A 25,271-nucleotide genomic window follows, 5' to 3' on the forward strand; every position below is an offset into this window, starting at 1 on the left:
AATCAGAATGGTTTTTGATAAAGATTTATTCAGATAGTCATTGCGAGGAACGAAGCAATCACACTAAAATAAATATTTTTAGAAGCTATTTCCTGCTATTCGTTGCAATCTTTTTATTTTTAAAGAAAAAATAAAAAGGATTTTCACTTCTATCAGGGCCAGAAAAATAAAAATAAGAAAGTTCTTCACGGAACATTAAAAACATAAAATTCATAATTTAAAATAACAGAACATGATTTTAGAAATGAAAGTCCCATCACCAGGGGAATCAATAAAAGAAGTAGAAATTGCAACTTGGTTAGTAAAAGACGGAGATTATGTAGAAAAAGATCAGGCTATTGCCGAAGTTGATTCAGACAAAGCTACTCTTGAATTACCAGCTGAAATGAGCGGAATCATTACGCTAAAAGCAGAAGAAGGTGACGCGGTTGCAGTAGGAGCCGTAGTTTGTTTAATTGACACGGATGGTGTAAAACCTGCAGGAGATGCTCCGGCAGCAGAAGCTCCAAAAACTGAAGCTAAAGCAGAAGCACCAAAAGCTGAGGTTAAGGCAGAAGCTCCAAAAGAAGCACCTGCAGCAGCAACTACATATGCTACAGGAACTCCATCTCCGGCAGCAAGAAAAATATTAGACGAAAAAAATATAGCACCAGCAACAGTTTCAGGAACTGGTAAAGGCGGAAGAATTACAAAAGACGATGCTGTAAACGCATCAGTACCTTCAATGGGAACTCCAACTGGAGGAAACCGTGGTTCTGAGCGTACAAAATTATCAATGTTACGTCGTAAAGTGGCTGAAAGACTAGTAGCTGCTAAAAACGAAACAGCGATGTTGACTACTTTCAACGAAGTAAACATGACGCCAATCAACCTGATTCGTAATGAGTACAAAGACGCTTTCAAAGCAAAACATGGCGGTTTAGGTTTAGGATACATGTCTTTCTTTACTAAAGCAGTTACAAGAGCTTTAGAATTATATCCTGATGTTAACTCAATGATGGATGGTGATTATAAAATAGCATACGATTTTGCCGATATCTCAATTGCAGTTTCAGGACCAAAAGGTTTGATGGTTCCTGTAGTTCGTAATGCTGAAAATTTAACTTTCCGTGGAGTTGAAGCCGAAATCAAAAGACTGGCTTTAAGAGCACGTGACGGACAAATCACAGTTGATGATATGACAGGCGGAACATTCACAATTACAAATGGTGGTGTATTTGGAAGTATGTTATCTACACCAATTATCAATCCTCCTCAATCAGGAATCTTAGGAATGCACAATATTATCGAGCGTCCGATTGCTGTAAACGGTAAAGTGGAAATTCACCCAATGATGTACGTAGCACTTTCTTACGATCACAGAATTATCGACGGACGTGAGTCAGTTGGTTTCCTGGTTGCTGTTAAAGAAGCTTTAGAGAATCCAGTAGAATTATTGATGAACGGCGATGCTAAAAGAGCATTGGAGTTGTAGTCAAAATTTACTCTTAAAATAAAAAAATCCGTCTCGTTCTAAAACGAGACGGATTTTTTGTTTATTTGCCCTACTAACGACCAACATTATTTATGGCATCCAACAAAAAACAAGCTGCAATCAGTTTTATCTTCATCACCATGTTGATTGATATTACAGGATGGGGAATTATTATTCCTGTTATTCCCAAATTAATCGAAGAACTGATTCAGGACGATGTCAGCGAAGCCGCAAAATATGGTGGCTGGTTAACCTTTGCGTATGCAATAACCCAATTTATGTTTGCGCCTTTGATTGGTAACCTAAGTGATAAATTCGGGCGTAGACCCATAATTTTGATTTCGCTTTTTGCTTTTTCGCTCGATTATATTTTGCTTGCATTTGCCCCAACAATAACGTGGCTGTTTATAGGAAGAGTAATTGCCGGATTAACAGGTGCCAGTATTTCAACTGCTGCGGCCTATATTGCTGATGTGAGTACGCCAGAAAACAGAGCCAAAAATTTCGGAATGATTGGGGTAGCTTTTGGCCTTGGATTTATAATCGGACCTGTTATTGGTGGACTTTTGGGGCAATACGGATCCAGGGTTCCATTTTACGCAGCAGGGATATTATGCCTGCTGAATTTCTTGTACGGTTATTTTATTTTGCCGGAATCATTATCAAAAGAAAACAGAAGACCTTTGAATCTGAAAAGAGCCAATCCAATTGGGGCTTTTTTAAATTTAAAAAAATACCCTTCGCTGTACGGATTAATGATTGCCTTGTTTTTGATTTATGTGGCATCGCATGCGGTAGAAAGCAACTGGAGTTATTTTACGATGTACAAATTCAGCTGGAACGAAAAAATGGTCGGAATTTCGTTGGGGGTTGTCGGAGTTTTGGTAAGTCTTGTTCAGGGAGGATTGATACGATTCACCAGTCGAAAATTCGGAAATGAAAAAAGCATTTATATTGGAATGGCATTGTATACTATCGGAATGTTTTTGTTTGCCTTTGCTTCAAAAGGCTGGATGATGTTTCTTTTTTTGATTCCGTATTGTCTTGCCGGTATCGCCGGACCTGCATTGAAGGCTATAATTGCAGGGAATGTCCTTCCAACGGAACAAGGTGAAATTCAGGGAACAATTGCGAGTTTGATGAGTGCGGCAATGATTATCGGTCCGCCAGTAATGTCGGGTCTTTTTTATTATTTTACGCATAAAGAAGCACCCTTTGAATTTGCGGGAATGCCATTTGTTTTGGGTGGTTTTTTGATGATGATTAGCGGTATTGTCGCTTACCGATCATTAAAAAAACATGCTGCTTCAAATACAAAATAATTAACTCCTTACTACCAAAAAATCCCAAATTCCATTAAGGAGTTTGGGATTTTTTTGAGTTCAGGGTTCGAATCTAATTCTTTATTCTTTTACAATTTTTAGTGTTTTGATTTTTCCTTCTGACTTCACTTTAATGAAATATACGCCTGTTGAAGTACCTGATAAATCAATTTCAGAATGTGTAGTGTTTATTTTTTTAGTTAAAACAGATTTACCTGCAATAGAAAATATTTCGATTTCATCAATAACTTCTGTGTTGCTTATCCACAAGTTTTGGTGTACCGGATTTGGGTAATATTTTAAATTCGGCAAAACAAAATCTGAAGTTGAAAGTGATCCGTTTGATTTTGCAGTTACGGCAAGACGTTCCTTACTTTCAATTCCGTTAATGGTTTGCGAGGCATAATAAGTCACACCATCAATCAAAACTGTTGTTAAAGGCAAAGTTGTTTCAGCTAACTTACGCGTTTTACCAGTTAATGAATTTTGTGAGCTGTACCATTTTATATTTTGACCATCAACAACAATATCTCCCAAAGTTTGTCCTGGAGTAAATTCTACAGCTAATGTGTTTTTACCATTTATTAACGGAGTAGGAGGATTTACTGTTACAGTCATCTCAAAAGCGCATGCATACTCATCTTTAACATAAATATTGTGATCCCCAAAAGCCATATTTGTAAAAACATTACTTGGTTGATAAGTAACACCATCTAATCCATAACTGTAATTAGCGTTACCTCCAGTAGCATTAATTGTTATGGTTTGATTTTCTACAGTAGCTGTTGCGACTAAAATAGTTGGTTCGGTTATGAATACCGGGTAAGTTACAAAACATCCAAGAGCATCTTTTACAGTTATGTTATAAGTACCAGATGCTAAATTTGTAAATATATTTGAAGTTTTGTAACTACTACCATTCATTGAATAAGTATAAGGTGACTTTCCTCCAGTTGTTTTAACCTCGATTTTTCCATTACTAGTACCGAAACAAGTATTGTCAATTTTTAAATATGTTACAGCAAGTGAAGGTAAAGGAGTTACGATTTTTTCAGAAGTGACTATACAGCCATAATTATCTTTTATATAAATAGCATAGGTTCCTGGATCTAAATTTTCAAAAAAATTATTTGTTTGAAAATTAACTCCATCTAAAGAATATTGATAAGGAGATCTACCTCCGGTAACACCAATGGTTAACTTTGAATTTGCACAGCTTGGATAGGTAAGATTAGCATAAGCAATATTCAAAGGAGAATTCAAGATCAAAAGAAAGGAACCCATAATACTGTTTCCAGTACTAATATATATTTTATAATAAATACTTAGTTGGCTTTCATTGAAAACAAAATTCTTAGGATCTGTAATTGCATACTCGTCATTTCTGGCATAAGTATCCTTTGCATAATATTTAATGTTGGTAATAGTTACATTAGAATTTTGATTTTTTATTTCCTCATATCGGCTTGTTAAATCAAAAGTAGTATCTCCAGCACAGTGTATTATACTGCTAATCTGAGCATAAAATAAGGAAGGCAGAAAAACAAGTAGACAAAATAGAGTTTTTTTCATAAAAGTATATTTGTTAAAAACAGATTTGGCAAATATAGATAAAAAACTTACTTTTTACTTCAAATACAAATAATGATTATAATAATCAATAATTCCTTTTCCTTCCATCAAAACATCAGCGCCTATAATGCCGTGAACAGGTTTTGCTTTGTATTGCGTTAATGCTTCATTAACATGAGAAAGGTCGAAAATTACTATTCCAAAATCAGTAGTTTTCCACGAACCAATTTGCAGGGAATTATGTTTGGAGATTTGGGTTTTCATTCCGGTTCCGCCTGCTCCTGCAGCTTTGGTTTTGGATTTTTTAGAAGTTAATTCAAATCGCTCGATACTTTCAAAACCCACGCAAGAGTTGGAAGCACCTGTATCTAAAATAAAATTTCCAGAAACACCATTGATTTTTGCTTTAATCAATAAATGCTGCGTTTTTATGATTTTGAACTTTATCTTTTTATACTTTTCTTTTTTGAGAACCAGGTGAAGATTTTCCATTTTTGATAACGATTGAAAACCAAAAATAAGCCAATTACAGCCAAAAAGCTAATGATATAAACGATATAATTTGTTGTGTTTTCCTGAGTAGATATCGAACCATAATAGACAAATGAACTCCAGTAATAAGGTGACTTTTTATCGTTTGACACTTCAGGATCATTTAAAAAGGCAATTTTAGCGTTGGTATTGGCTTCAAAATAAGTTTGGTTATTTTTTACATTCTCATAGAAGTCAGACATAAATACAGAAGTCGTATAATCATTCACTTTCCACAGGGAGAACAATAAATTCTGGGCACCGGCAAACTGAAACCCCCTTGCTATGCTCATTGCACCTTCGGCTTTGTACAGTTTGCCAATTCCGGTTTCGCAGGCGCTTAAAACAACTAGATCCGGATTTATATTGAGATTGTACAATTCAGAATACAGTATTTCCTGATCATAAAATTTGATGCTGGCCGGAGTTTCCATATCGCCCGAAGAAGCATGAGTACTTAAATGCAGAATAGAATAATGAGCAGCATTATTTTTGAAATTAGAAAATGTGGCAGTATTGTTTTCAAAAAACCTGCCTTTAAAATTCTTTTTTATGGATTGTAACTCATTTTCGGAAAAAGTTAAAGCAAAATTGGTTTTTTCAAATACAGGAAAAATTCCCAAAACTGTTTTTTTACTCTTTGAGAATGGAATCGAGTTTAAATAAAACGAAGCAGAATTATTATAGCCAATTTTAAAATCATTTAACAAATAATGCATTTTTGCAAAATTTGTAGTTGTAGATTCTTCACTAATCAGTGCTTCAAAAGGCAGGAAGCTCAAAATACCATCAGGAATGATAATAAGGTTTTTATACTTTTTAGAAGAAGGAATTTTTAACTTCCGGTATATTTTATTTCCAACCCGATTATAATTTTGGGGATCATCAGCAATCGCTTTCGGATTACTAAAAAAGCGAATAAAATCCATCAGATTACTAAAACCGGTATTTTCAAGAGAGATATAATGAAGTGTTATTTTTTTGTTTTCGACCGTAAAATTATAAATGCAATTATCGCCAAAAAAATACGCAATCATTGTAGCCTTGTCATTCTCTAATTTAGAATATAATTTTTCTAAGACAAATTCTGTTTTTGTTTCTTTAGCTTCTTCACTTTTATTATTTTTAAGAAGGAGTATTAATTCATTTTGCTTTTTGATGGCTTCATTAATTTTAGAAATATCTGCTAATTCCAGTTTTTGCTGTTCTTTTAGGATAGTTGTATTCCAGTTTTGAAGTTGCTGCAGAATTAATTTTTCTTCTCTTGTCATGCTTTCAGCATTGCTTAGATGATTTTTTAAAACCACAGATTTGGTTTGTTCAGAAAGAAGAAAAGCACTTTCGATATAACTCATTTTTTTTTCTTTTTCAAAAAGAGAGTAGTAGATAGCAATGCACTTTCCAGTTCGGTTTCGATTTCTGATTTGCGTGATGATTTTAGAATTTTCATATACCAAAAGCGATTGGAATAAATCTTCGATATAAAAGGAAAGAGCGTAACTTTTTAAAGCATTTTCAGGCTGTTTTTGTGCCTGATAAATTTCAGCCTGCAAATCTAAAGCATCCAGCAAAACAGTTTCAGCATACAGCGAATTTTGATTAGGCAAAATACTTTTTAGTTTCGAATAGTGGGGAAGAAGTGTTTTAAAAACAGCTGTAATATTTGTATTTGCTTCAGTTATTTTTGCTTGTTTGAAACAAATAAAAGCAGCCTCATAATAAAACTGCGCTATTTTCCGGGGTTCCTGATTTGGGATTTTATTAAATTCAATTTTAGCTTTTTCGAAATATTCCGAAGCCATTTTTAAATCGTTGCGTTCCAGGTTTAGTTTTGCTAAATTCCGGTAAGAATTGGATAAAGTTTCAGTTTGTGATTTATAATTTTTTAATAATGAAATGGCTTTCAGAAAAGCATTTTCAGCCTTGCTAAAAGCATTTTTTTGCATTAAAAAACCCTTTGTTGTCAGGAAATAATTAGTTCCTAAATTGTTTAATAAAATACCTTTTTGAGTTGGGGTTAATTTTTCTGTCTGAAGTGTCTTTTCGATTAAATCAATTGCTTTATAAACATTTCCTGTATTTTGGTAAACATTCGATAAATTAAGAATTGCAGCTACTTTATGGGGCTCATTTTTTTCGAGATTCGCAATAAAATAATATTGTTTAATGGTGTTTTCGGCGCTGTCATAATCGCCCAAAATCGTGTATAAGTTGCCTAAAGGTTTTAGGCAATATTCAGTAATATCATAATTATTAAGTTGGTGTTTCTGATAAACCTGCCAGGCCTTTTCGTAGCTTTTTATTGCATTTTGAGATTGCCCAAATTGATTTTCATAATAGGCTTTATTGCAGTTTAAAACTACAATCGCCAATAATTCATTTTTAGTTTTGGGTCTGGAATTTCGCCAAAAAGCTGTTTCTTTATTTGTTAGATTTTGTAACGCTTTCGCGGAAGGACGAGCGACAAAAACATCAATTGCATTGTATATTTTATCTTCCTGATTTTGTCCAAGAACATTCAGGTTAACAAAAAGAAAGATTAAACCATATAAGTAATATAAGTTCATATTAGTTTGTGCGTATTTATTTCACTGAGATTCACAAAGATTTTCGCAAAGGCACGCAAAGAGGTAAAAATAATTTTGCGAATCTTTGTGCAGTCTCTCTGAATCTCTGTGTCATAAACTAAAATTTCCAAATCCCATACAACTGGAAATAATTAAAATTCTGTTCAAAATTAATTACATAACGGGCACCCAGACTTGGGCCAATTCTGGCAAATCCGGCGGTTAAATCCAGCAGTAAACCGGTTTTTACGTCAGTAAATGAGTTTTTAACTGAATTAGATTCTGTTCTTGTATTAATAATGAATTTATCGGAATCCCCTTCAAAAAGATCGATTTGTTTAGTCTGGTTTTGTTCTTGCGTAATATTTATGTTAGCCTGAAAGCCGGCACCAATTCCTATGTAGTTGTTAATGTTGTACCGAATCAAAACCGGTACTTCCCAATTTAGGCTTTTATTTTCAGTACTCGTTGTCGTACGTTGTCTTTGCTTGACACCGTTTGGATTGGCAATTGTTTCATCAAGCACATTAATTGCACTGTCATATTTATTTAAACTATTCACCCATTCTGCCTGCCAGTAAAAGCGATACGATTTGAAAGGTGAAATGGTAGCTCCTACGAAATAACTGGTCGATTTTTCCAGATCAGGATAGAAATTATATCCGGCTTTAACTCCAATGGATATTCCGGGTAAAAACCGGGTCGTGGCATAATTGGTAATAATGGGTTCATTTTTATCAAAAATAATCGCGGTTCTGCTTTTGGTTTTTACTTTGTGAAAGTCTTCGTTGAATTTCATTGAATACCTTACAAAACCTTTTGTACTGTCTTTTTCCTGTACGTTTTTTTGCTCCGTTCCCGGAAGATAAATATTTTTGAAGGTAAAAATGATTTGTTTTTGTTTGATGATGGTATCCAGACAGCTTACTGTGGGTTCCTCGCCTTTTGGACAAATCGGGCATTCGGGATACATGCCTTCAATTTGAAACGTTTTTTTGTCGAACATATCCGGAATATCCGTCTCTAAGCGAATTTTTCTTGCAGGTCCTTCACCGTTGTTTTGAAAACGGGTTTTGAATTTTACTCTTTTAAAACGAACCAATCTGTAATTGATCAAATTTCCGTTAGAGCCCATTTTGTTGGGATCGTGGGAGGTTACAATTTCCATTTCAAGGTTTTTTATTTTATGATTCTTAAAACTTCGGTTCGGGACAAAAATACCCCGCATGGTAACCGTTGCACTGGTATCTTTAATCATTTCCGGAGTGGTTTTGAAAGTGTAAAAAACATTTCGTGTTTCTGTTGGATTGCTGTCGTCAAATTCCAGAATTGATACATTATTGTAAAGTGAATGTGCCTCTTTTAAACTAGCTTCCAGATCTTCTTCTGTCGTGGTGTTTTTGTATTTCTTGGTTTTGAAACTATTTTCGGCGGAAGCCAGATAATTTTTAGAATCGTCCAGATCATCAACTGATGCAATGGTATTTTCTTTTACTTCGCGTTCGCCTGCGTACGTTCTAAAATCAAGTAATTCGAAGTTGTTGTTTTTGAATTGTTTCTCGTTGTAAAAAAGATATAGTTTTCCGTTGGCAACATAATTCTCCAGGTTTTGGTAACTGACTACGACTACCATTTCCTGATCCGGAATGGGATCGCAGTTTTTTTGAATTGCAAATCCGTTTTGGCCGGCAATTGAGGCGATGTCCTGATAGGGATCGTCTGCTATTTCGTTGACGGCTACTTTTTTTGGACGTGTAGCAGGAGGTTTTCCGTTGTCGTAATTATTGGTAACGGCTAGACGTGCAGTGTAGGTTCCTTTGTTTTTATAAACATGTATGGGTTCTGCCTGTTTGCTGTAATGACCATCGCCGAGTTCCCATAAATAGGAGTAGCTTGGTTTCGGTGCGCCTGCGATTGGTATTAGTGGCGGGGTTTCGGGTTTAAACGTTACCGTATTTGCTTTTTGATTGTAGCTGATAGTGGCTCTTCGGGTGATGGTGTCTTTTACTTTGGTCTGCGCCAACACCATTACTGATGAAAGAAGAAGGAAACAGCATAAAAGTTTTTTCATGGTCGAGGAGGTTTTTTAGCCCTGATGGAAACGGCATCCTTTTGTGCCGGGGTTCGGCATAAAAGATATAGTGTACAGCAGGATTAGCTTATAATACCATTTAAACTTAGAATTTACAGCAATAAAATAACTTTTTTTCCTTTCTTCTTCAAAATAAAAAGAAACCGTAGCCAGCTATGCTTTATTTTTCTTTTTTGAAATAAAGAAAAAAAATCAAATTTTATTTACTATAAATTCTAAGTTTAAATGGTATAAAAATCATTAAAATGAGTTCAAATAAGTTTTAAATGTAAAAAAAAGTGATGAGCAAATCACCACTTTTTCTTAAAAAAGTATTTAGTAAGTTATTGAATAGCATTTATTGCGGCTACCAATTGGGCTTCTGTAACAACAGTTGTTTCAGCAAGTGTAAACGTATAAACTGCATTAGCTGTTGTAGTCACTCCTTTAATGGCATAACGCCAGTTACCGTTATCTTCTGTAGCGAAAATGATGTGACACGCCAATCCCACCGGAATTTGTCCGTAGTGTTCGCTGAATAAACCTTCTGCAGTATAAGTGTCTAATTTGGCAAGTGCGTTTTGGCCTTCTCCATCGTAAGATAAATAAACAGCGCTGTTTGTATTGTCGTAACCTTCAGGAGCATCTACAAGAATTGTTGTTTTAGGTCTTGGATCGCTGTAAAAACGGTCAACATTTGTCCATCCAAAGTTTCCAAAAGTAACATAATAGTTGTTTCCTTCACCTTGTACACCCCCTTTTCCACCATTTCCGTCAGCACCCGCTTTTGCTTCTCTCCATGCTAATTCTCCTGTGTCATCGATTAAACCATTCCATAAAGTCATAGTATTGTCGACACCATCAGTTAAGGCAGCAGGAACCATCATATTCATTGAGCAGGAAGTTTCAAGTGCTACACCACCTTGTGTTGCTTTGATAAAGAATTCACCACCTGAAATCAATAAATTTTTCTTTCCATCAGCTGTTACACCCATTGTAGGTTTGTTGGTAATAAGCATATTTCCTTTGTCAAAAAGCTCGATATATTCAATATTTACTGCTCCTGTTACTGCAACTCCGTTTTTTGTTAAGCAATCTCCGTTGATGTTTACTTTAACTCCTTTAGCAGATGTGAATGTTACTAGACCCGCTCCGGCTGTAACGGTAAAATTCTGTGTATTCTTTTTAATTCCTGCTTCGTTTATTCCTTTAAATGCAGCAGCAGTGGGAGGCGTAATCATAGTTTCGTTTTCTCCGTCATTATCATCACAACTTGCAAAAGTTGCTAATGCTAAAAATAATAATCCGATTTTTTTAAAATTTGTATTCATGATTTCTAATTTTTATAAATCTGAGCTGATCGTTATCAGTTGGTTTTCAGATTCTGGTTGTTAATTTAATTCTTATGTTCTTATATCAATTCGGGTTTGATATTGTTACCCTTTATTTCAAAATTTATTTTTAATCTCTGTTTCTACTGGTATATCAATTGGGTAAATAATTTGTTACCCCTGTTTTTGATTTTTTTTTAATCTTTATTTATAGGGTTATATCAATTGACTGAATAATTTGTTACCCCTGAATTTTAGTTTACTTTAAAACCCAATGCGATGTAAGGTTGTGCAAAATTTAAGGCTGGTCCGCCGGTTCCATAAAACGAGGAACTTAGAAAGACTGCAGTTCCCTGCGTAATTGGATATGGAACAGTTGAGCCGTTTGATTTTCTAAGTAAACGCCCCACAGTTTGGTTTAACATGGTATAGCCGGGAAGAATGGTTCTTTTTACGTTGATGATATCTCCGTTATTTACGATTACAGGTGTGATAGGTTGATAATCCAATGCTGTTTGAGAAAATGTATGCACACCTGAATAACTTGTATTGGTGGTTGTATTGGTTACTGTCATCGTATAGCCTCCGGTATACGTACTGGGGTTTTGATAGCCCACACTGCAGATTTCCCCATCTTCATTGATTTGAATCGTATATTCATGTGTCTCCAAATCCATTGTTGTTAGATCATCATAACTATTGGCTGTAGAAAACGCCGTAGTGATCAGAGTAGAAACATATGTTGTGTCGCATACATTGTTTGAAGGGTCGTTGTCATTGTCGCAACCTAATATTGAAACGAATGCAAAACAAAATATAAGAGTTTTAATAGTTTTCATAATTTTTGGTTTTAAAGATTTATAATAGATGTTGAAAGTGAAGAAATTGTTACCCTCCATTTTTTGATTTATAGGGAAAGGCATTTTTCTTCAAAAATATTTCCGTCTTCATCGACAGCTACAAGAATGTCTTTTTTATGATGGGAAATAATAAACTGATAAAGCCAGATAACGGACCAAATCCCAAGAGTTGCAAAAACCATCGCCAGATGAAATGAAGAATCAATCTGCTTTTTCTTTCGGGATAAAACTGCGTAAGGCAATTTGTCATTTTGCTCTATAATTACAAATCCATTGCGAATTTTGGCCGAAAGCGTTTTTTGAAATTTGGTAAAATCTTTTTCTGTTGTAAATTGATACCTGTTCATTTTGAGATTATTTAAATTCCTAAAAAGATTATTGTTCCCTTATATCAACCTCATCTTATAATTGTTACCCCTTTTATCTGAATTTATATTGGATTCTTTTTTTTACATTCGCATATAATTTTTAATATGGCAAATAGTACAATTCATCCCGACCAAATGTTTATAGGAGGACTCGCAAATAATGATTCTGCAGTTATTCAGACTATTTATAAAAAGTTTGTACCCAAAGTGGTTAACTATATAATGAATAATTCCGGTGACAAGGATCAGGCTCAGGACGTAATTCAGGAAGTTATGATTTTGCTTTTCAATCAGGCTAAAGCCAATACTTTGCAGCTCACTTGCCCGTTCGATGCCTACTTTTTTTTGTTATGCAAAAGAAAATGGCTGAATGAATTGAAAAAAACATCCAATAAAGGGGTAACAATTAATGAAGATGCAGCATCTATAAATGAATCTGCTCTTGAATTGGTTGAACAAGCCGAAACATTTGATGAAAAACAACAACTTTTTGATGCTATGTTTCTAAAGTTAGGCGATAAATGCCAGGAACTGTTAAAATTAAGTTTCGCGATTAAATCAATGGAGGAAGTAGCCGAAAAACTTAATGTTACCTACGGTTATGTCCGTAAGAAGAAATCGTTATGTATTGGGCAATTGACACAGTGGATTCAGGAATCGAAAAACTTTAAATCGCTAAAAAACTAACTAGTCATGAACGAGGAAAAATACATACAATTTGATCACTATCTTCAAAACGAAATGACAGTTGAGGAGCGCAACCTTTTTGAAAGCCGGTTATTGAATGATGAAGCACTGGCTGCAGAATTCAATACTTTTAAGGAAGTACAATTTCAATTAGACAGCAAATTTGGAATCGAAGAGGAACGTGAAGCATTTAAGCAAAACCTGAGTCGTATTGCTGATGACCATTTCAATAAAAACAAAACAAAAGTGATATCGTTACAGCCGTGGTATTATGCTGCAGCGGCTTCAGTAGCATTATTATTTGGATTGTTCTTTTTTAATCAAAATTCAAATCCTGAATTTGCTGATTATAATCATCCGGAACAAGCTTATTTTACAGAAAGAGGGAATACTGTATTAGAATTAAAACAAGCGGAAGATGCTTTTAATAGTAGAAATTACAAAACTGCAATTCCTCTTTTTGAAACCATTCTGAAAGAAAATAAAACAACTGAGATTCAATATTTTTATGGAATTTCTTTATTGGAGGAAAATCAGTTTGTAAAAGCAGAAACTGTATTTAAGGAACTAAAATCCGGAACATCCGTTTATAAAAATAAAGCAACCTGGAGTCTGGCGTTATCCAAATTAAAACAAAAAGATTACAAGGACTGCAAAGAAATTTTACTGACAATTCCTTCGGATTTTGAGCATTATGATCAGGTTGAGAAATTATTGAAAGAGCTGGATTAGTGATTTTTTGAAACAGTGAAATAAGATAGGAAGCCACTTTTTAAGATGTGTAAAAGACACAAGGAATTTTCCTTAGTGTCTTTTTTATTTTATGATTTTTAAATGATTAAATTTTAAAAAACTTCGCAACTTTGCAGTCTTAAACTTTTAACTTGGAAACAACTATTATAATAACCGATACACACACACATTTATATTCTGAAGAATTTGATCAGGATCGTGACGGAATGATACAAAGAGCCATAAATGCCGGAGTAACGCGTTTTTTTATTCCCGCCATTGATGCCTCCGCTACACAATCTATGTACGATTTAGAGCAAAATTATCCGGATAATGTTTTCCTGATGATGGGGCTGCATCCCACTTACGTGAAAGAGAATTACCTGGATGAGCTGCAACATGTTGAAACAGAACTTTCAAAGAGAAAATTTTATGCCGTTGGAGAAATCGGAATCGACTTGTATTGGGACAAAACGCATCTCAAAGAACAGCAAATTGCTTTTAGAAGGCAGATTCAATTGGCAAAACAATATAAATTACCTATTGTAATTCATTGCAGAGAAGCTTTTAATGAAATTTTTGAGATTCTGGAAGAAGAAAAATCAGATGATTTGTTTGGGATTTTTCATTGTTTTACCGGAACTTATGAGCAGGCAATTCAGGCAATTTCATACAATATGAAGCTGGGAATTGGAGGCGTAGTGACTTTTAAAAACGGAAAAATTGACCAGTTTTTAAACCAAATCAATTTGAAACATATTGTCTTAGAGACCGATTCACCTTATCTGGCACCCATTCCATACAGAGGAAAACGAAACGAAAGCAGTTATTTAGTAAATGTAATTGCAAAACTGGCTGAAATTTACGAACTTTCAGAAACTGAAATTGCAGAAGCCACGACACAGAACTCTAAAGACGTTTTTGGGATTTAATATCCTGATTACAATACTTTGATTTTTTTTTTGTTCTTTTGCGCTCCTAAATAGATATTTATAATGCAGAAATTTGATGCCATTCGTCCATTTTATGATTCTGAAGTAAATGAAGCACTTCATGGTGTTGTCAATCATCCGATGATGAAAACCATGATGAATTTTACTTTTCCGGAATTAGAAGATCAGGTTTGGAAAGAGCAATTGAAGAAAACACACTCTATTCGTGATTTTCAATGCAACTTTATCTATCAGACAATTCAAAAAGTACTCGACAAAAGTTCTGAAGGACTTACGACTTCAGGTTTTGAAAAGTTAGAAAAAAATACACCTTATCTATTCATTTCCAACCACAGGGATATTCTTCTGGATACTACTTTACTGAATGTTTGCTTGTTTGAACATGGCTTAGTAATGACAGCATCTGCAATTGGAGATAATCTGGTTAAAAAAGCATTCCTGAGTACACTGGCAAAACTGAACCGAAACTTTTTGGTTTTAAGAGGCCTGACACCAAGGGAAATGTTACAAAGTTCTAAATTATTGGCAGAATATATGGGGCAATTATTGCTTCGCGAAAATCGTTCAGTTTGGATTGCACAAAGGGAAGGCCGTACCAAAGACGGAAATGACGAAACCAATCCGGGTGTTTTAAAAATGATCGGAATGGGTTCTGACGAAGCCAATCTGATGGACTACTTCAAAAAATTAAAAATTGTTCCGGTTGCTATTTCCTACGAATACGATCCGACCGATGTTTTAAAAATGCCGCAGTTAATGGCAGAAGCCAATAATGAAGTTTATGTTAAAGATAAAAATGAAGATTTCATGACCATTTTAAGCGGTATCATGGGAACTAAAAAAAGAATACATATTTCTGTTGGAGATGTTCTGGATACTGAAATTGATCAGATTGTTGCAGAAAATGATAATTCGAACAAACAAATTCAGGCTTTGGCTCAGGTAATTGATGATTCCATTTTGCAGAATTACCAATTATGGCCAACCAATTTTATTGCTTACGATATCTTAAATGAAACCAATAAATATTCACATTTATATAAGGAAAACGAGAAGCTGCTTTTCGAGCGCCGTTTAGAAATGCGAATTGGTTGTGATAATGGTGTTGCCAGACAAGGATTTTTATCCATGTATGCCAACCCGGTTGTCAGTAAATTAAAATACCAGGATGTCATCTAAAGCCAAAATACTCTTGATCTACACCGGTGGAACAATCGGAATGAGTAAAGATTTTGAAACAGGAGCACTCAAAGCTTTTGATTTTGGCAAATTGCTGAAAAATATTCCGGAAATCAAACAATTGGATTGTGAAATCGAAACGGTTTCATTTGAAAATCCAATTGATTCTTCTAATATGAATCCTGAAATGTGGGCTAAAATTGCCGACATTATCGAGGAAAATTATCTTGTTTTTGACGGATTTGTAGTCTTGCATGGTTCTGATACTATGTCATACTCAGCATCTGCATTGAGTTTTATGCTCGAAAATTTAACCAAACCTGTGATATTTACCGGTTCCCAATTGCCAATTGGAGATTTGCGTACTGATGCAAAAGAAAACTTGATTACAGCCATTCAGATTGCTTCTCTTCAGGAAAATGGAAAGCCTGTTATTACTGAAGTTTGCCTGTATTTTGAATATAAATTATACCGAGGTAACCGAACTTCAAAAGTAAATGCAGAACATTTCAGGGCTTTTACAGCACCTAATTATCCTGAATTGGTAGAATCCGGAGTTCATCTTAAACTAAACCGGCATTTATTTCTTCCTGTAAAAACAGATGCAAAACTGATTGTTCATAAAAATCTGGATAATCATGTAGCCATTATAAAAATGTTTCCGGGAATGAGCGAAACTGTCTTAGGATCAATTCTGGCAATAAAAGATTTAAAAGGAATTGTTTTGGAAACCTACGGAGCCGGAAATGCACCAACGGAAGTCTGGTTTTTAAACCTCATAAAAAAAGCGATTCAGAATGGTTTGCATATAGTAAACGTTACTCAATGTTCCGGCGGAAGCGTGAATATGGGACAATACGAAACCAGTACTGTTTTAAAATCTTTAGGCGTTATTTCCGGAAAAGATATTACGACAGAAGCGGCCATCACAAAACTGATGTATTTGCTGGGACATTCGGTTACGATTCCGCAAACTGAATTTAAAACTATTTTTGAAACATCGTTAAGAGGTGAAATTTCACTTTAGGAAAGTTTTTTTATAAAATAACAGAAAACTGAGAAAGGATTCTTCAAAATAGTTTTTCTAACTCATTTTTTTTCATGTTATTTGCAAACCAAAATAGAGAGGTGTCCGAGTGGTTGAAGGAGCTAGCCTGGAAAGCTAGTATATGGGTAACTGTATCGAGGGTTCGAATCCCTTCCTCTCTGCGAGTTTTAACTCCAATAATAGTAAACCCCGGAATCTGTATTTCGGGGTTTTTTATTAACTTTCTCCCATTACCAAATCAACATTATAATGTCAGACGAACAAAAGAAATTGCTGGAACAAAAGCTGTGGGATATTGCGAATATATTACGAGGAAAAATTAGTGCCAACCAATTTCAGGATTATATATTGGGTTTTATTTTCTACAAATACCTTTCGGAAAAACTGGAGAAAAAAGCCAATGAATTTCTGAAGCCAGATAATTTGATTTTCGCTGAAATTGATGAAAATAGCGAGCAGGGAAAAGAAATTTTAGGCGCATTAAAAGAAGCTACAGTTGATGCTTTAGGATATTTCTTAAAACCATCTGAGTTGTTTGGAACACTTGCCAAAAAAGGAAATGCCAAAGTAATTAATGAAGATGACGAAGAACAAATTCAAAGTACTTTTATACTAGAAGATTTAGCCAATGTTCTAAATAGCATAGAAAAAAGTACAATGGGTTCTGAAAGCCAGGATGATTTTGATAACCTTTTTTATGATATCGATTTAAACTCAACCAAAATTGGAAGAACTACCAAAGACAGAAACGATGTTATCGTGAAAATCTTAACCGCGCTGGATGCAATTGATTTTGATTTGGACAATACCGAAGGTGATGTTTTAGGAGATGCCTACGAATATCTAATTGCACAATTTGCAGCAGGAGCGGGACAAAAAGCGGGAGAGTTTTATACGCCACAGCAAGTTTCGACTATTTTGGCGAAAATTGTAACCACCAAAAAAAGCAAATTAAAATCAGTTTACGACCCTACTTGTGGGAGTGGTTCGTTGTTGCTTCGTGTGGCAAAAGAAGTCGATGAGGTTGGTCATTTTTACGGACAGGAACAAAACCGTACGACCTACAACCTTGCACGAATGAACATGATTCTGCACGATGTCAATTATCATAAATTTGATATTAAACACGAAGATACGCTGGAACGCCCACAACACGAAGGATTAAAATTTGAGGCAATTGTAGCGAACCCGCCTTTCTCAGCAAAATGGAGTGCCAACCCATTGTTTTCGAACGAAGAACGTTTTTCGCAATACGGAAGATTAGCACCGGGAACTAAAGCCGATTTTGCTTTTATACAACATATGGTGCACCATCTTGACGATAACGGAATCATGGCGTGTATTGCACCGCACGGCGTTTTGTTTCGTGGTGCCGCCGAGGGACATATTCGTAAGTTTTTAATAGAAGACCGGAATTATATAGATGCTATTATTGGTTTGCCGGCCAATTTGTTTTATGGTACGAGTATCCCGACTTGTATTTTGGTTTTTAAAAAATGCAAAGAAAACCCGGATGATATTTTGTTTATTGATGCCAGCAACGATTTTGAAAAAGTAAAAAACCAAAATGTATTGCGTGAGGAACATATTAATAAAATTGTCGAAACCTATCAATCACGTGCTGTAATTGAGAAATACTCGAATACTGCGACTTTAGAACAAGTAAAAGCTAACGATTACAACCTGAATATTCCTCGTTATGTTAATACTTTTGAAGAAGCCAAAAGCATAGATGTAAATGCAATTGCAGAAAAACTGCAAAGTATTGATAGTAAAATGGAAACGGTTGATAAAACAATTGCTTCTTTTTGTGCAGAGTTAAATATAAAAACGCCTTTTTAAGATGGAAAAGCAGGAATTTATTTTTTACAACACTGTAGATGGAAAAGCAAATGTGGTTCTATTTGCCAAAGACGGAGATGTGTGGATGAACCAAAATCAACTGGCAGAACTTTTTGACACCTCTAAACAAAATATAAGTCTGCATATTGCAAATATCTTAAAAGATAAGGAGTTAGACGAATTTTCAGTTGTAAAGGATTACTTGACAACTGCCTCTGACGGTAAAAAATATAATGTTGCGTTTTATTCTTTAGCTATGATTTTGGCAATTGGTTTTAGGGTGCGAAGCATAAGAGGTACCCAATTTAGACAATGGGCAAACCAAAACCTGCAGGAATATATGATTAAGGGTTTTGTAATGGATGACGAACGTCTTAAAAACCCAAACGGAAGAGCCGATTATTTTGATGAATTACTCGAACGAATTAGGGATATTCGAGCTTCTGAAAAAAGATTTTATCAAAAAGTTCGTGATCTTTTTACTTTAAGCAGTGATTATGATGCAACAGACAAAGCAACCCAAATGTTTTTTGCCGATACACAAAATAAAATGCTTTATGCTATTACAGGAAAAACGGCTGCAGAAATAATTGTTTCCCGTGCCAATGCCGATACTCCAAATATGGCACTTACTAGTTGGAAAGGCAGTATTGTACGCAAACAGGATATTTATACCGCAAAAAATTATCTTACTGCAGATGAGATAGATTTACTTAATCGTTTTGTAGTAGTATTTCTTGAAACAGCAGAATTAAGAGCAAAAAATGCGCAGGATATTACAATGGATTTCTGGAAAACAAATGTGGATCGAATTATAGCGTTTAACGATAAAGAAGTCCTGAATCATAACGGCAATATGACCCATTTGCAAATGGAAAAAAAAGTAGATGCTGTTTACGATGCATTCCATAAACAGCGTAAACAGTTAGAAGCGCAAAAAGCAGATGAACAGGATCTCGAAGAATTAAAACAATTAGAAGACCAACTTAAAAACAAACGAAACTAATGACTGCAAAACAAACTTTACAGCCAAAATTACGGTTTCCTGAGTTTGAAGGGGATTGGAAAAAAAATGTTTTTGAAAATTTAGTTAAAATTAATCAAGGCTTACAAATACCAATATCAGAAAGATTTTTGGAAGAAGTTGAAGATTCACATTTTTACATTACTAATGAGTTTTTAAAAGAAAGTTCTCAAAAAAAATATTTTATAAAAAATCCAACTCAATCTGTTCTTTGTACAGAAGATGATATTTTAATGACCAGAACTGGTAATACAGGAATGGTTGTTACAAATGTAAAAGGAGCTTTTCATAATAATTTTTTTAAAATACGATTTCCAGAAAGTATTAACAAAGGATTTTTGTATTTTTTTTTGATTCTCGACAAAACTCAAAATTTGATTAAAAGCCTGGCTGGAACTTCAACAATACCAGATTTAAATCATTCAGACTTTTATAAGATAGAATTTGGACATCCCTCTCAACAAGAACAAACAAAAATCGCCAATTTCCTTTCGTCAATAGATGAAAAAATCAATTTATTAAAAGAAAAAAAAGCCCTTTTAGAAGAATATAAAAAAGGAATGATGCAGAAAATCTTTAATCAGGAGATTCGGTTTAAAGATGATAATGGAAATGATTTTGAGGATTGGGAGGAGAAAATTTTTAAAGAGATTTTTTCATTTAGAAGTACAAATTCTTTATCTAGAGATAAATTAAATTATTCAGAAGGAACCGTCAAAAATATTCATTATGGAGATATTCATACAAAGTTTAAAACACTTTTTTATCTAGAAAAAGAAAACGTTCCATTTATAAATAATGATGTTTTAATTGAAAAAATACCATTAGATAATTATTTAAAAATTGCCGATGCTTCTGAAGATTATGATGATATTGGCAAGAGTATTGAAATTATAAATTTGAATAATGCAAAGGTTTTAGCAGGACTGCATACTTTTGTAGCAAGACCTTCAAATAATTTTTTGTCTACTGGCTTTCTTGCCTACTTAATGAAATCTGATAATATCAAACTTCAAATAAAAATAATGGCTCAAGGAACTAAAGTGTTAAGTCTTTCCCCGACAAGATTTGCAGAGATTAAATTTGCTTTGCCATGTTTAGAAGAACAAACCAAAATCGCCAATTTTCTTTCAGCCATAGATGAAAAAATAGCTTTGGTGACAACTCAAATAAAAGATACGCAGGAATATAAAAAAGGACTGTTGCAGCAAATGTTTGTGTAAGTTGAGTTTGTAGTTTTAAGCAAGCGTGCGTTTTTAATGTAAAATGATAATTAGCGTTCGTTTTTTGTGAAATGCGTTTGATTTTTTCTAAGTCTTTTTCAATTAGATAGAACATAAAGCTTATAAATTCTTCGAGATTCATAAAGAATCTCGAAGAATTTATTATATTTGGTTAATCTTAATATATTCTCTTATGATTGAAGAAGCACCAAAAATGATTTTTACACAGAAGATATTTGTTCTGGCAAACAAGCCTGATGTCGTAATTAAAATTAAAGAGATAAATAATGAATATTTATATTGGGATAAAGTAAAATATAAAAAAATTGACGATTTAGAGCCTTCACAAGTATGGTCTGCCGTGAAAATGGCACGTGCTGTAAATTATAAAATCGTAACTTTTGGTAAATATCAATTCAATTATATAAGCACTGATTATATTCAAAAAACGCTTCATTATTTTGATATGAATATTGGCGGTTATATGGGAGCCAAAAATGTGGTTCCCGATGCAGACAAAACCAGATATTTAGTGAGTGCTATTATGGAAGAAGCCATTTCGAGCAGTCAGATTGAAGGTGCCAATACCACTCGAAAGAAAGCAAAAGAAATGCTTCGTAAAGAAGTAAAGCCTAAAACAAAATCAGAACAAATGATTGTTAATAATTACGTAACAATCAAACATATTACCCAAAATAGAAATGATGATTTAACACCAGAGAAATTATTATATATTCATGGTTTAATATCCTGTGACACTTTGGATGATAAAAAGGAAGAAGGGGCTTTCAGAATATCTGATGATGTGCATGTGGTTAATCATGTTGATGGAGAAGTGGTTCATACACCTCCGGGTAATAAAGAATTAGAAAAATTGATTGAAGATTTATGCAATTTTTTTAATACTGATAAAAAAGAAACTTTTATACATCCAATCCTGAAAGCCACAATAATTCATTTTATGATTGGTTATATTCATCCTTTTACAGATGGAAACGGGAGAACGGCCCGTGCCTTGTTTTACTGGTATTTATTAAAAAAAGGATATTGGCTGACAGAATATTTATCTATTTCAAAAATTATTCAGGATACTAAAAATCAATACGAAAAGGCTTATTTATATACTGAAGCAGATGCCAATGATTTGACTTATTTTATGACCTATCATTTGAAAGTAATGGATAAATCATTTGAAGCCTTAAAAGAATATATCCAACTTAAACAAAAAGAAAATTTACAGATTGCAAATTTTGTAAAGATTCCAGGAGTAAATGAACGACAAGCACAACTATTAAAAATACTGTATGATGAACCAGAAAGTATTTTTACAGTAAAAGAAGTGGAAAATCGTTTTTTAATATCCAATTTTACAGCTCGTACAGATTTGTTAGGACTTGTAAAAATTGGTTTTTTAGAAATAATACAAGTAAATAAAGTCAAGCAGAATTTTGTTCGCTCAGACAATTTCAGTTCTTTATTAATTAAAAACAAAATTAAATAAACTTCGAGATTTTTATAGAATCTCGAACTATTTACAAGATATGACATCACAATCCGAACTAATTTTAGAACAAAATCTAATCAATCAATTAACTTCAAATGGTTACGAAAGAGTGACTATCTTAGACGAAACTGATTTGCTGGTTAATCTTAAAAACCAATTAGAGAAGCACAATAACAAAGTGTTTTCGGAGAGTGATTTTAAACAGATTTTGAATCATTTGACCAAATCGAATAATGTTTTTGAAAAAGCATTATTGCTTCGGGATAAGTTTGCTTTTAGAAACGAGGCAAACGAATTGGTTTATATCGAATTCCTGAATATGGATTTCTGGTGTCAAAATGAATATCAGGTTACGAATCAAATAACGGTTGAAGGAACGTATAAAAACCGTTATGATGTTACGGTTTTGATTAACGGTCTGCCTTTGGTACAAATAGAATTAAAGAAAACGGGACTTGAATTAAAAGAAGCATACAATCAGATTGACCGTTATCAAAAACATTCGTTTTCTGCCAATACAGGATTATTCAATTTTGTGCAATTGTTTATTATCAGCAATGGTGTAAATACCAAATATTTTAGCAATTTCGGAAACAAAAAACCGGACTTCAAACAAACTTTTTACTGGACAGACGACAATAACAAACGTATTTCTAAACTGGAAGATTTTGCCAATATCTTTTTGGAAAAATGTCATTTGTCTAAAATGATTACGAAATATATTGTTTTGCACGATACTGATAAAATGCTGATGATTTTGCGGCCATATCAATTTTATGCCGTAGAACGTGTTATTGAAAGAGTGAAAAATTCTAATAAAAACGGCTATATCTGGCACACAACAGGTTCTGGAAAAACACTGACTTCTTTTAAGGCGAGTCAGATATTATCGCAATTGCCGAAAGTGGATAAAGTTGTTTTTTGCGTTGACAGACAGGATCTGGATTATCAGACAGCTAAAGAATTTAATGCCTTTAAACCGGATTGTATTGATCCAACAAACAATACCAAAAACTTAGTTCGTCAGTTTAATGACCACAACAATAAATTAATTGTTACGACAATACAAAAATTGTACAACGCCATTACCCGCGAGCACCATTTGAAAACGATGGATAATCTGAAGGATAAAAAGATTGTGTTTATTTTTGATGAATGTCATCGTAGTCAATTTGGAGATACGCACAAAAAAATTACGCAATATTTTGACAATTATCAAATGTTTGGCTTTACCGGAACGCCAATTTTTGTTGAAAATGCTTTATCCAAACAAAGACAAAATCAAACTACGGCAAGTCTGTTTGGCGATAAATTACACCATTACGTAATTACTGATGCCATAAAAGATGAAAACGTCTTGCGTTTTTCTGTAGAATATGTTGGGAAATACAAAGAAAAACAAGATTCCCAAAATGAAATAGATATTGATGTTGAGGCAATTGATACGCAGGAATTATTGGAAAGTAGTGAGCGTATCGAAAAAATTGCCAATTATATTATTCAACAACATCCGGTTAAAACACAAAACAAAACATTTACAGCTATGTTTTGTGTGAGCAGTGTCGAAATGCTGATTAAGTATTATGATTTGTTCCTCAAATTAAAAGAAGAAGATAAACATGATTTAAAAACCGCTACCATTTTTAGTTTTGGAGCCAATGATGAAATGATTAGCGACGTAACTGATTTTGATGAGCAGGATTTTAATAAAGTTGCAGATACTATAGAGGACTATAAATCCTACCATAAAAGAGATAAACTAGAAAATTATATACAAGATTATAATCAAACTTTTAGAACAAATTACAGCACAAAAGATAGTGAATCATTTTACAGTTATTACAAGGATATTGCCCAAAGAGTAAGAGCTAAACAAATCGATTTACTTTTTGTTGTAAACATGTTTTTAACGGGTTTTGACAGCAAATCATTAAATACATTGTTTGTCGATAAAAACCTGAAATATCACGGATTAATTCAGGCGTATTCCAGAACAAACAGAATTTTAGGAGACAAAAAATCGCAGGGTAATATTGTAGTTTTTAGAAATCTTAAAAAAGCTACCGATGATGCTATTGCTTTGTTTTCAGACAAAAATGCCAAAGAAATCATTATTCTGCAACCTTATGAAAAATATGTAGAGGATATTAATGAAGCCTATGAAAAACTAAAAAATATTGTTCCTACACATGAAGCAGTTGATGACTTGTACACAGAAGATGAAGAGCTTGAATTTGTAAAAGCATTTCGGGAAATTATTCGTTTAAAAAATATTATCGCTTCCTTTGTAGATTTCAGTTTTGATGATATCGATTTAGAGGAACAGGAGTTTGATAATTATAAATCAAAATATCTCGATCTGTCAGAAAAAGGAAAAAAAGTTAAAACTTCTATTTTGAATGAAGTTGATTTTGAATTGGAATTAATACATCGTGATGATATAACAGTTTCTTACATTTTAGGATTACTGTCTAAATTAAAAGGAATAACCTTTGAAGAAAAGGAAAAGAAGAAAAAGGAGGTTTTAGATTTAGTATCCGGCGATGTGAAATTACGAAGCAAACGTGAATTGATTGAACGTTTTATAGAAGAAAATTTGCCATTAATACATGATGATAACATTGAAGAAGGTTACAATTCATTTATGATTATTGAACAGCAAAAAGCATTTAATCAATTCGTAGCCGAAGAAAAACTAAATGCTGAAAAATTAAAAAAACTAACCGAAGATTATTTATTCTCGCAACGAATTCCAACAAAACAGGATGTTGTTTCAGTATTGGAAAATCAGCCCTCTATTTTACAGCGTTCTACTATCGGTGACACAATTTTAAGTAAGTTTTTGAATTTTATTGATACGTTTTTTAATGATTAGTATTTGTAGCTCGATTACAATGATCTAAAAACCAAAACCTCTGATCTAGCCACGATAGAAACGACATCCTTTTGTGGCGGGGTTCGCCACAAAAGATAAAGTGAATAG

The 25,271-nt window shown here is 33.7% G+C and carries 19 protein-coding genes and 1 tRNA gene; 13 read left to right on the forward strand and 7 right to left on the reverse strand.

What is annotated here, in order from left to right; translation table 11 throughout:
* Window positions 1–232: 232 nt before the first annotated feature.
* The gene (gene odhB, locus ABI657_RS09360) at window positions 233–1,474 is read left to right on the forward strand and encodes a 2-oxoglutarate dehydrogenase complex dihydrolipoyllysine-residue succinyltransferase (RefSeq protein WP_348096989.1); all 1,242 of its coding nucleotides are present in this window, start codon (window positions 233–235) and stop codon (window positions 1,472–1,474) included.
* Window positions 1,475–1,566: 92 nt separating this feature from the next.
* Window positions 1,567–2,796 carry a TCR/Tet family MFS transporter gene (locus ABI657_RS09365; protein WP_348096990.1) on the forward strand — a complete coding sequence of 410 codons (1,230 nt, stop codon included), beginning with the start codon at window positions 1,567–1,569 and terminating at the stop codon, window positions 2,794–2,796.
* An 81-nt stretch (window positions 2,797–2,877) separates the two neighbouring features.
* Here ABI657_RS09365 and ABI657_RS09370 read toward each other — a convergent pair whose 3' ends face one another.
* The 7 genes from ABI657_RS09370 to ABI657_RS09400 all read right to left on the reverse strand — a co-directional run bounded on the left by ABI657_RS09370 (window position 2,878) and on the right by ABI657_RS09400 (window position 12,075).
* Window positions 2,878–4,368 (reverse strand): T9SS type A sorting domain-containing protein, encoded by a 1,491-nt coding sequence (locus tag ABI657_RS09370; protein ID WP_348096991.1) that lies wholly within the window; start codon window positions 4,366–4,368, stop codon window positions 2,878–2,880.
* Between the two features lie 54 nt (window positions 4,369–4,422).
* The gene (locus ABI657_RS09375; protein ID WP_348096992.1) at window positions 4,423–4,860 is read right to left on the reverse strand and encodes a retropepsin-like aspartic protease; all 438 of its coding nucleotides are present in this window, start codon (window positions 4,858–4,860) and stop codon (window positions 4,423–4,425) included.
* Window positions 4,812–7,466: a CHAT domain-containing protein gene (locus tag ABI657_RS09380; RefSeq protein ID WP_348096993.1), complete on the reverse strand. Its 2,655-nt coding sequence runs from the start codon at window positions 7,464–7,466 to the stop codon at window positions 4,812–4,814. Before ABI657_RS09380 ends, ABI657_RS09375 begins: the two co-directional genes overlap by 49 nt.
* Before the next feature lie 118 nt (window positions 7,467–7,584).
* Window positions 7,585–9,537, reverse strand: a complete 1,953-nt coding sequence (locus tag ABI657_RS09385) for a PKD domain-containing protein (RefSeq protein WP_348096994.1) — start codon at window positions 9,535–9,537, stop codon at window positions 7,585–7,587.
* A 344-nt stretch (window positions 9,538–9,881) separates the two neighbouring features.
* Window positions 9,882–10,868, reverse strand: a complete 987-nt coding sequence (locus tag ABI657_RS09390; protein WP_348096995.1) for a hypothetical protein — start codon at window positions 10,866–10,868, stop codon at window positions 9,882–9,884.
* Between the two features lie 254 nt (window positions 10,869–11,122).
* Window positions 11,123–11,707, reverse strand: a complete 585-nt coding sequence (locus ABI657_RS09395) for a hypothetical protein (protein ID WP_348096996.1) — start codon at window positions 11,705–11,707, stop codon at window positions 11,123–11,125.
* 68 nt (window positions 11,708–11,775) lie between these two features.
* Window positions 11,776–12,075 carry a hypothetical protein gene (locus ABI657_RS09400; protein ID WP_348096997.1) on the reverse strand — a complete coding sequence of 100 codons (300 nt, stop codon included), beginning with the start codon at window positions 12,073–12,075 and terminating at the stop codon, window positions 11,776–11,778.
* 126 nt (window positions 12,076–12,201) lie between these two features.
* On the opposite strand from ABI657_RS09400, the gene ABI657_RS09405 reads away from it, so the two are divergent.
* The 11 genes from ABI657_RS09405 to ABI657_RS09455 all read left to right on the forward strand — a co-directional run bounded on the left by ABI657_RS09405 (window position 12,202) and on the right by ABI657_RS09455 (window position 25,163).
* Window positions 12,202–12,783, forward strand: coding sequence for a sigma-70 family RNA polymerase sigma factor (locus tag ABI657_RS09405; protein ID WP_348096998.1), 582 nt, complete (start codon window positions 12,202–12,204; stop codon window positions 12,781–12,783).
* Window positions 12,784–12,789: 6 nt separating this feature from the next.
* Window positions 12,790–13,515 carry a tetratricopeptide repeat protein gene (locus tag ABI657_RS09410; RefSeq protein WP_348096999.1) on the forward strand — a complete coding sequence of 242 codons (726 nt, stop codon included), beginning with the start codon at window positions 12,790–12,792 and terminating at the stop codon, window positions 13,513–13,515.
* A 152-nt stretch (window positions 13,516–13,667) separates the two neighbouring features.
* Window positions 13,668–14,447: a TatD family hydrolase gene (locus ABI657_RS09415; RefSeq protein ID WP_348097000.1), complete on the forward strand. Its 780-nt coding sequence runs from the start codon at window positions 13,668–13,670 to the stop codon at window positions 14,445–14,447.
* A 63-nt stretch (window positions 14,448–14,510) separates the two neighbouring features.
* The gene (locus ABI657_RS09420) at window positions 14,511–15,647 is read left to right on the forward strand and encodes a 1-acyl-sn-glycerol-3-phosphate acyltransferase (protein WP_348097001.1); all 1,137 of its coding nucleotides are present in this window, start codon (window positions 14,511–14,513) and stop codon (window positions 15,645–15,647) included.
* On the forward strand, window positions 15,637–16,674 hold the full coding sequence (locus ABI657_RS09425) for an asparaginase (RefSeq protein ID WP_348097002.1): 1,038 nt from the start codon (window positions 15,637–15,639) through the stop codon (window positions 16,672–16,674). The genes ABI657_RS09420 and ABI657_RS09425 overlap by 11 nt, the downstream gene beginning before the upstream one ends.
* A gap of 95 nt (window positions 16,675–16,769) precedes the next feature.
* A tRNA-Ser gene (locus ABI657_RS09430) sits at window positions 16,770–16,856 on the forward strand.
* 88 nt (window positions 16,857–16,944) lie between these two features.
* Window positions 16,945–18,537 (forward strand): type I restriction-modification system subunit M, encoded by a 1,593-nt coding sequence (locus tag ABI657_RS09435; protein ID WP_348097003.1) that lies wholly within the window; start codon window positions 16,945–16,947, stop codon window positions 18,535–18,537.
* A 1-nt stretch (window position 18,538) separates the two neighbouring features.
* Entirely contained in the window at window positions 18,539–19,543 is a 1,005-nt protein-coding gene (locus ABI657_RS09440; RefSeq protein ID WP_348097004.1) for a virulence RhuM family protein, read from the forward strand.
* Window positions 19,543–20,784 carry a restriction endonuclease subunit S gene (locus ABI657_RS09445; RefSeq protein WP_348097005.1) on the forward strand — a complete coding sequence of 414 codons (1,242 nt, stop codon included), beginning with the start codon at window positions 19,543–19,545 and terminating at the stop codon, window positions 20,782–20,784. The genes ABI657_RS09440 and ABI657_RS09445 overlap by 1 nt, the downstream gene beginning before the upstream one ends.
* A gap of 193 nt (window positions 20,785–20,977) precedes the next feature.
* A complete protein-coding gene (locus ABI657_RS09450) occupies window positions 20,978–22,285 on the forward strand; it encodes a Fic family protein (RefSeq protein WP_348097006.1) in 1,308 nt (435 codons plus the stop codon).
* Window positions 22,286–22,325: 40 nt separating this feature from the next.
* Window positions 22,326–25,163, forward strand: a complete 2,838-nt coding sequence (locus ABI657_RS09455; RefSeq protein ID WP_348097007.1) for a type I restriction endonuclease subunit R — start codon at window positions 22,326–22,328, stop codon at window positions 25,161–25,163.
* The last annotated feature ends 108 nt before the right edge of the window (window positions 25,164–25,271 follow it).

It is taken from the genome of Flavobacterium sp. (assembly GCF_039930565.1).
Lineage (GTDB): Bacteria > Bacteroidota > Bacteroidia > Flavobacteriales > Flavobacteriaceae > Flavobacterium.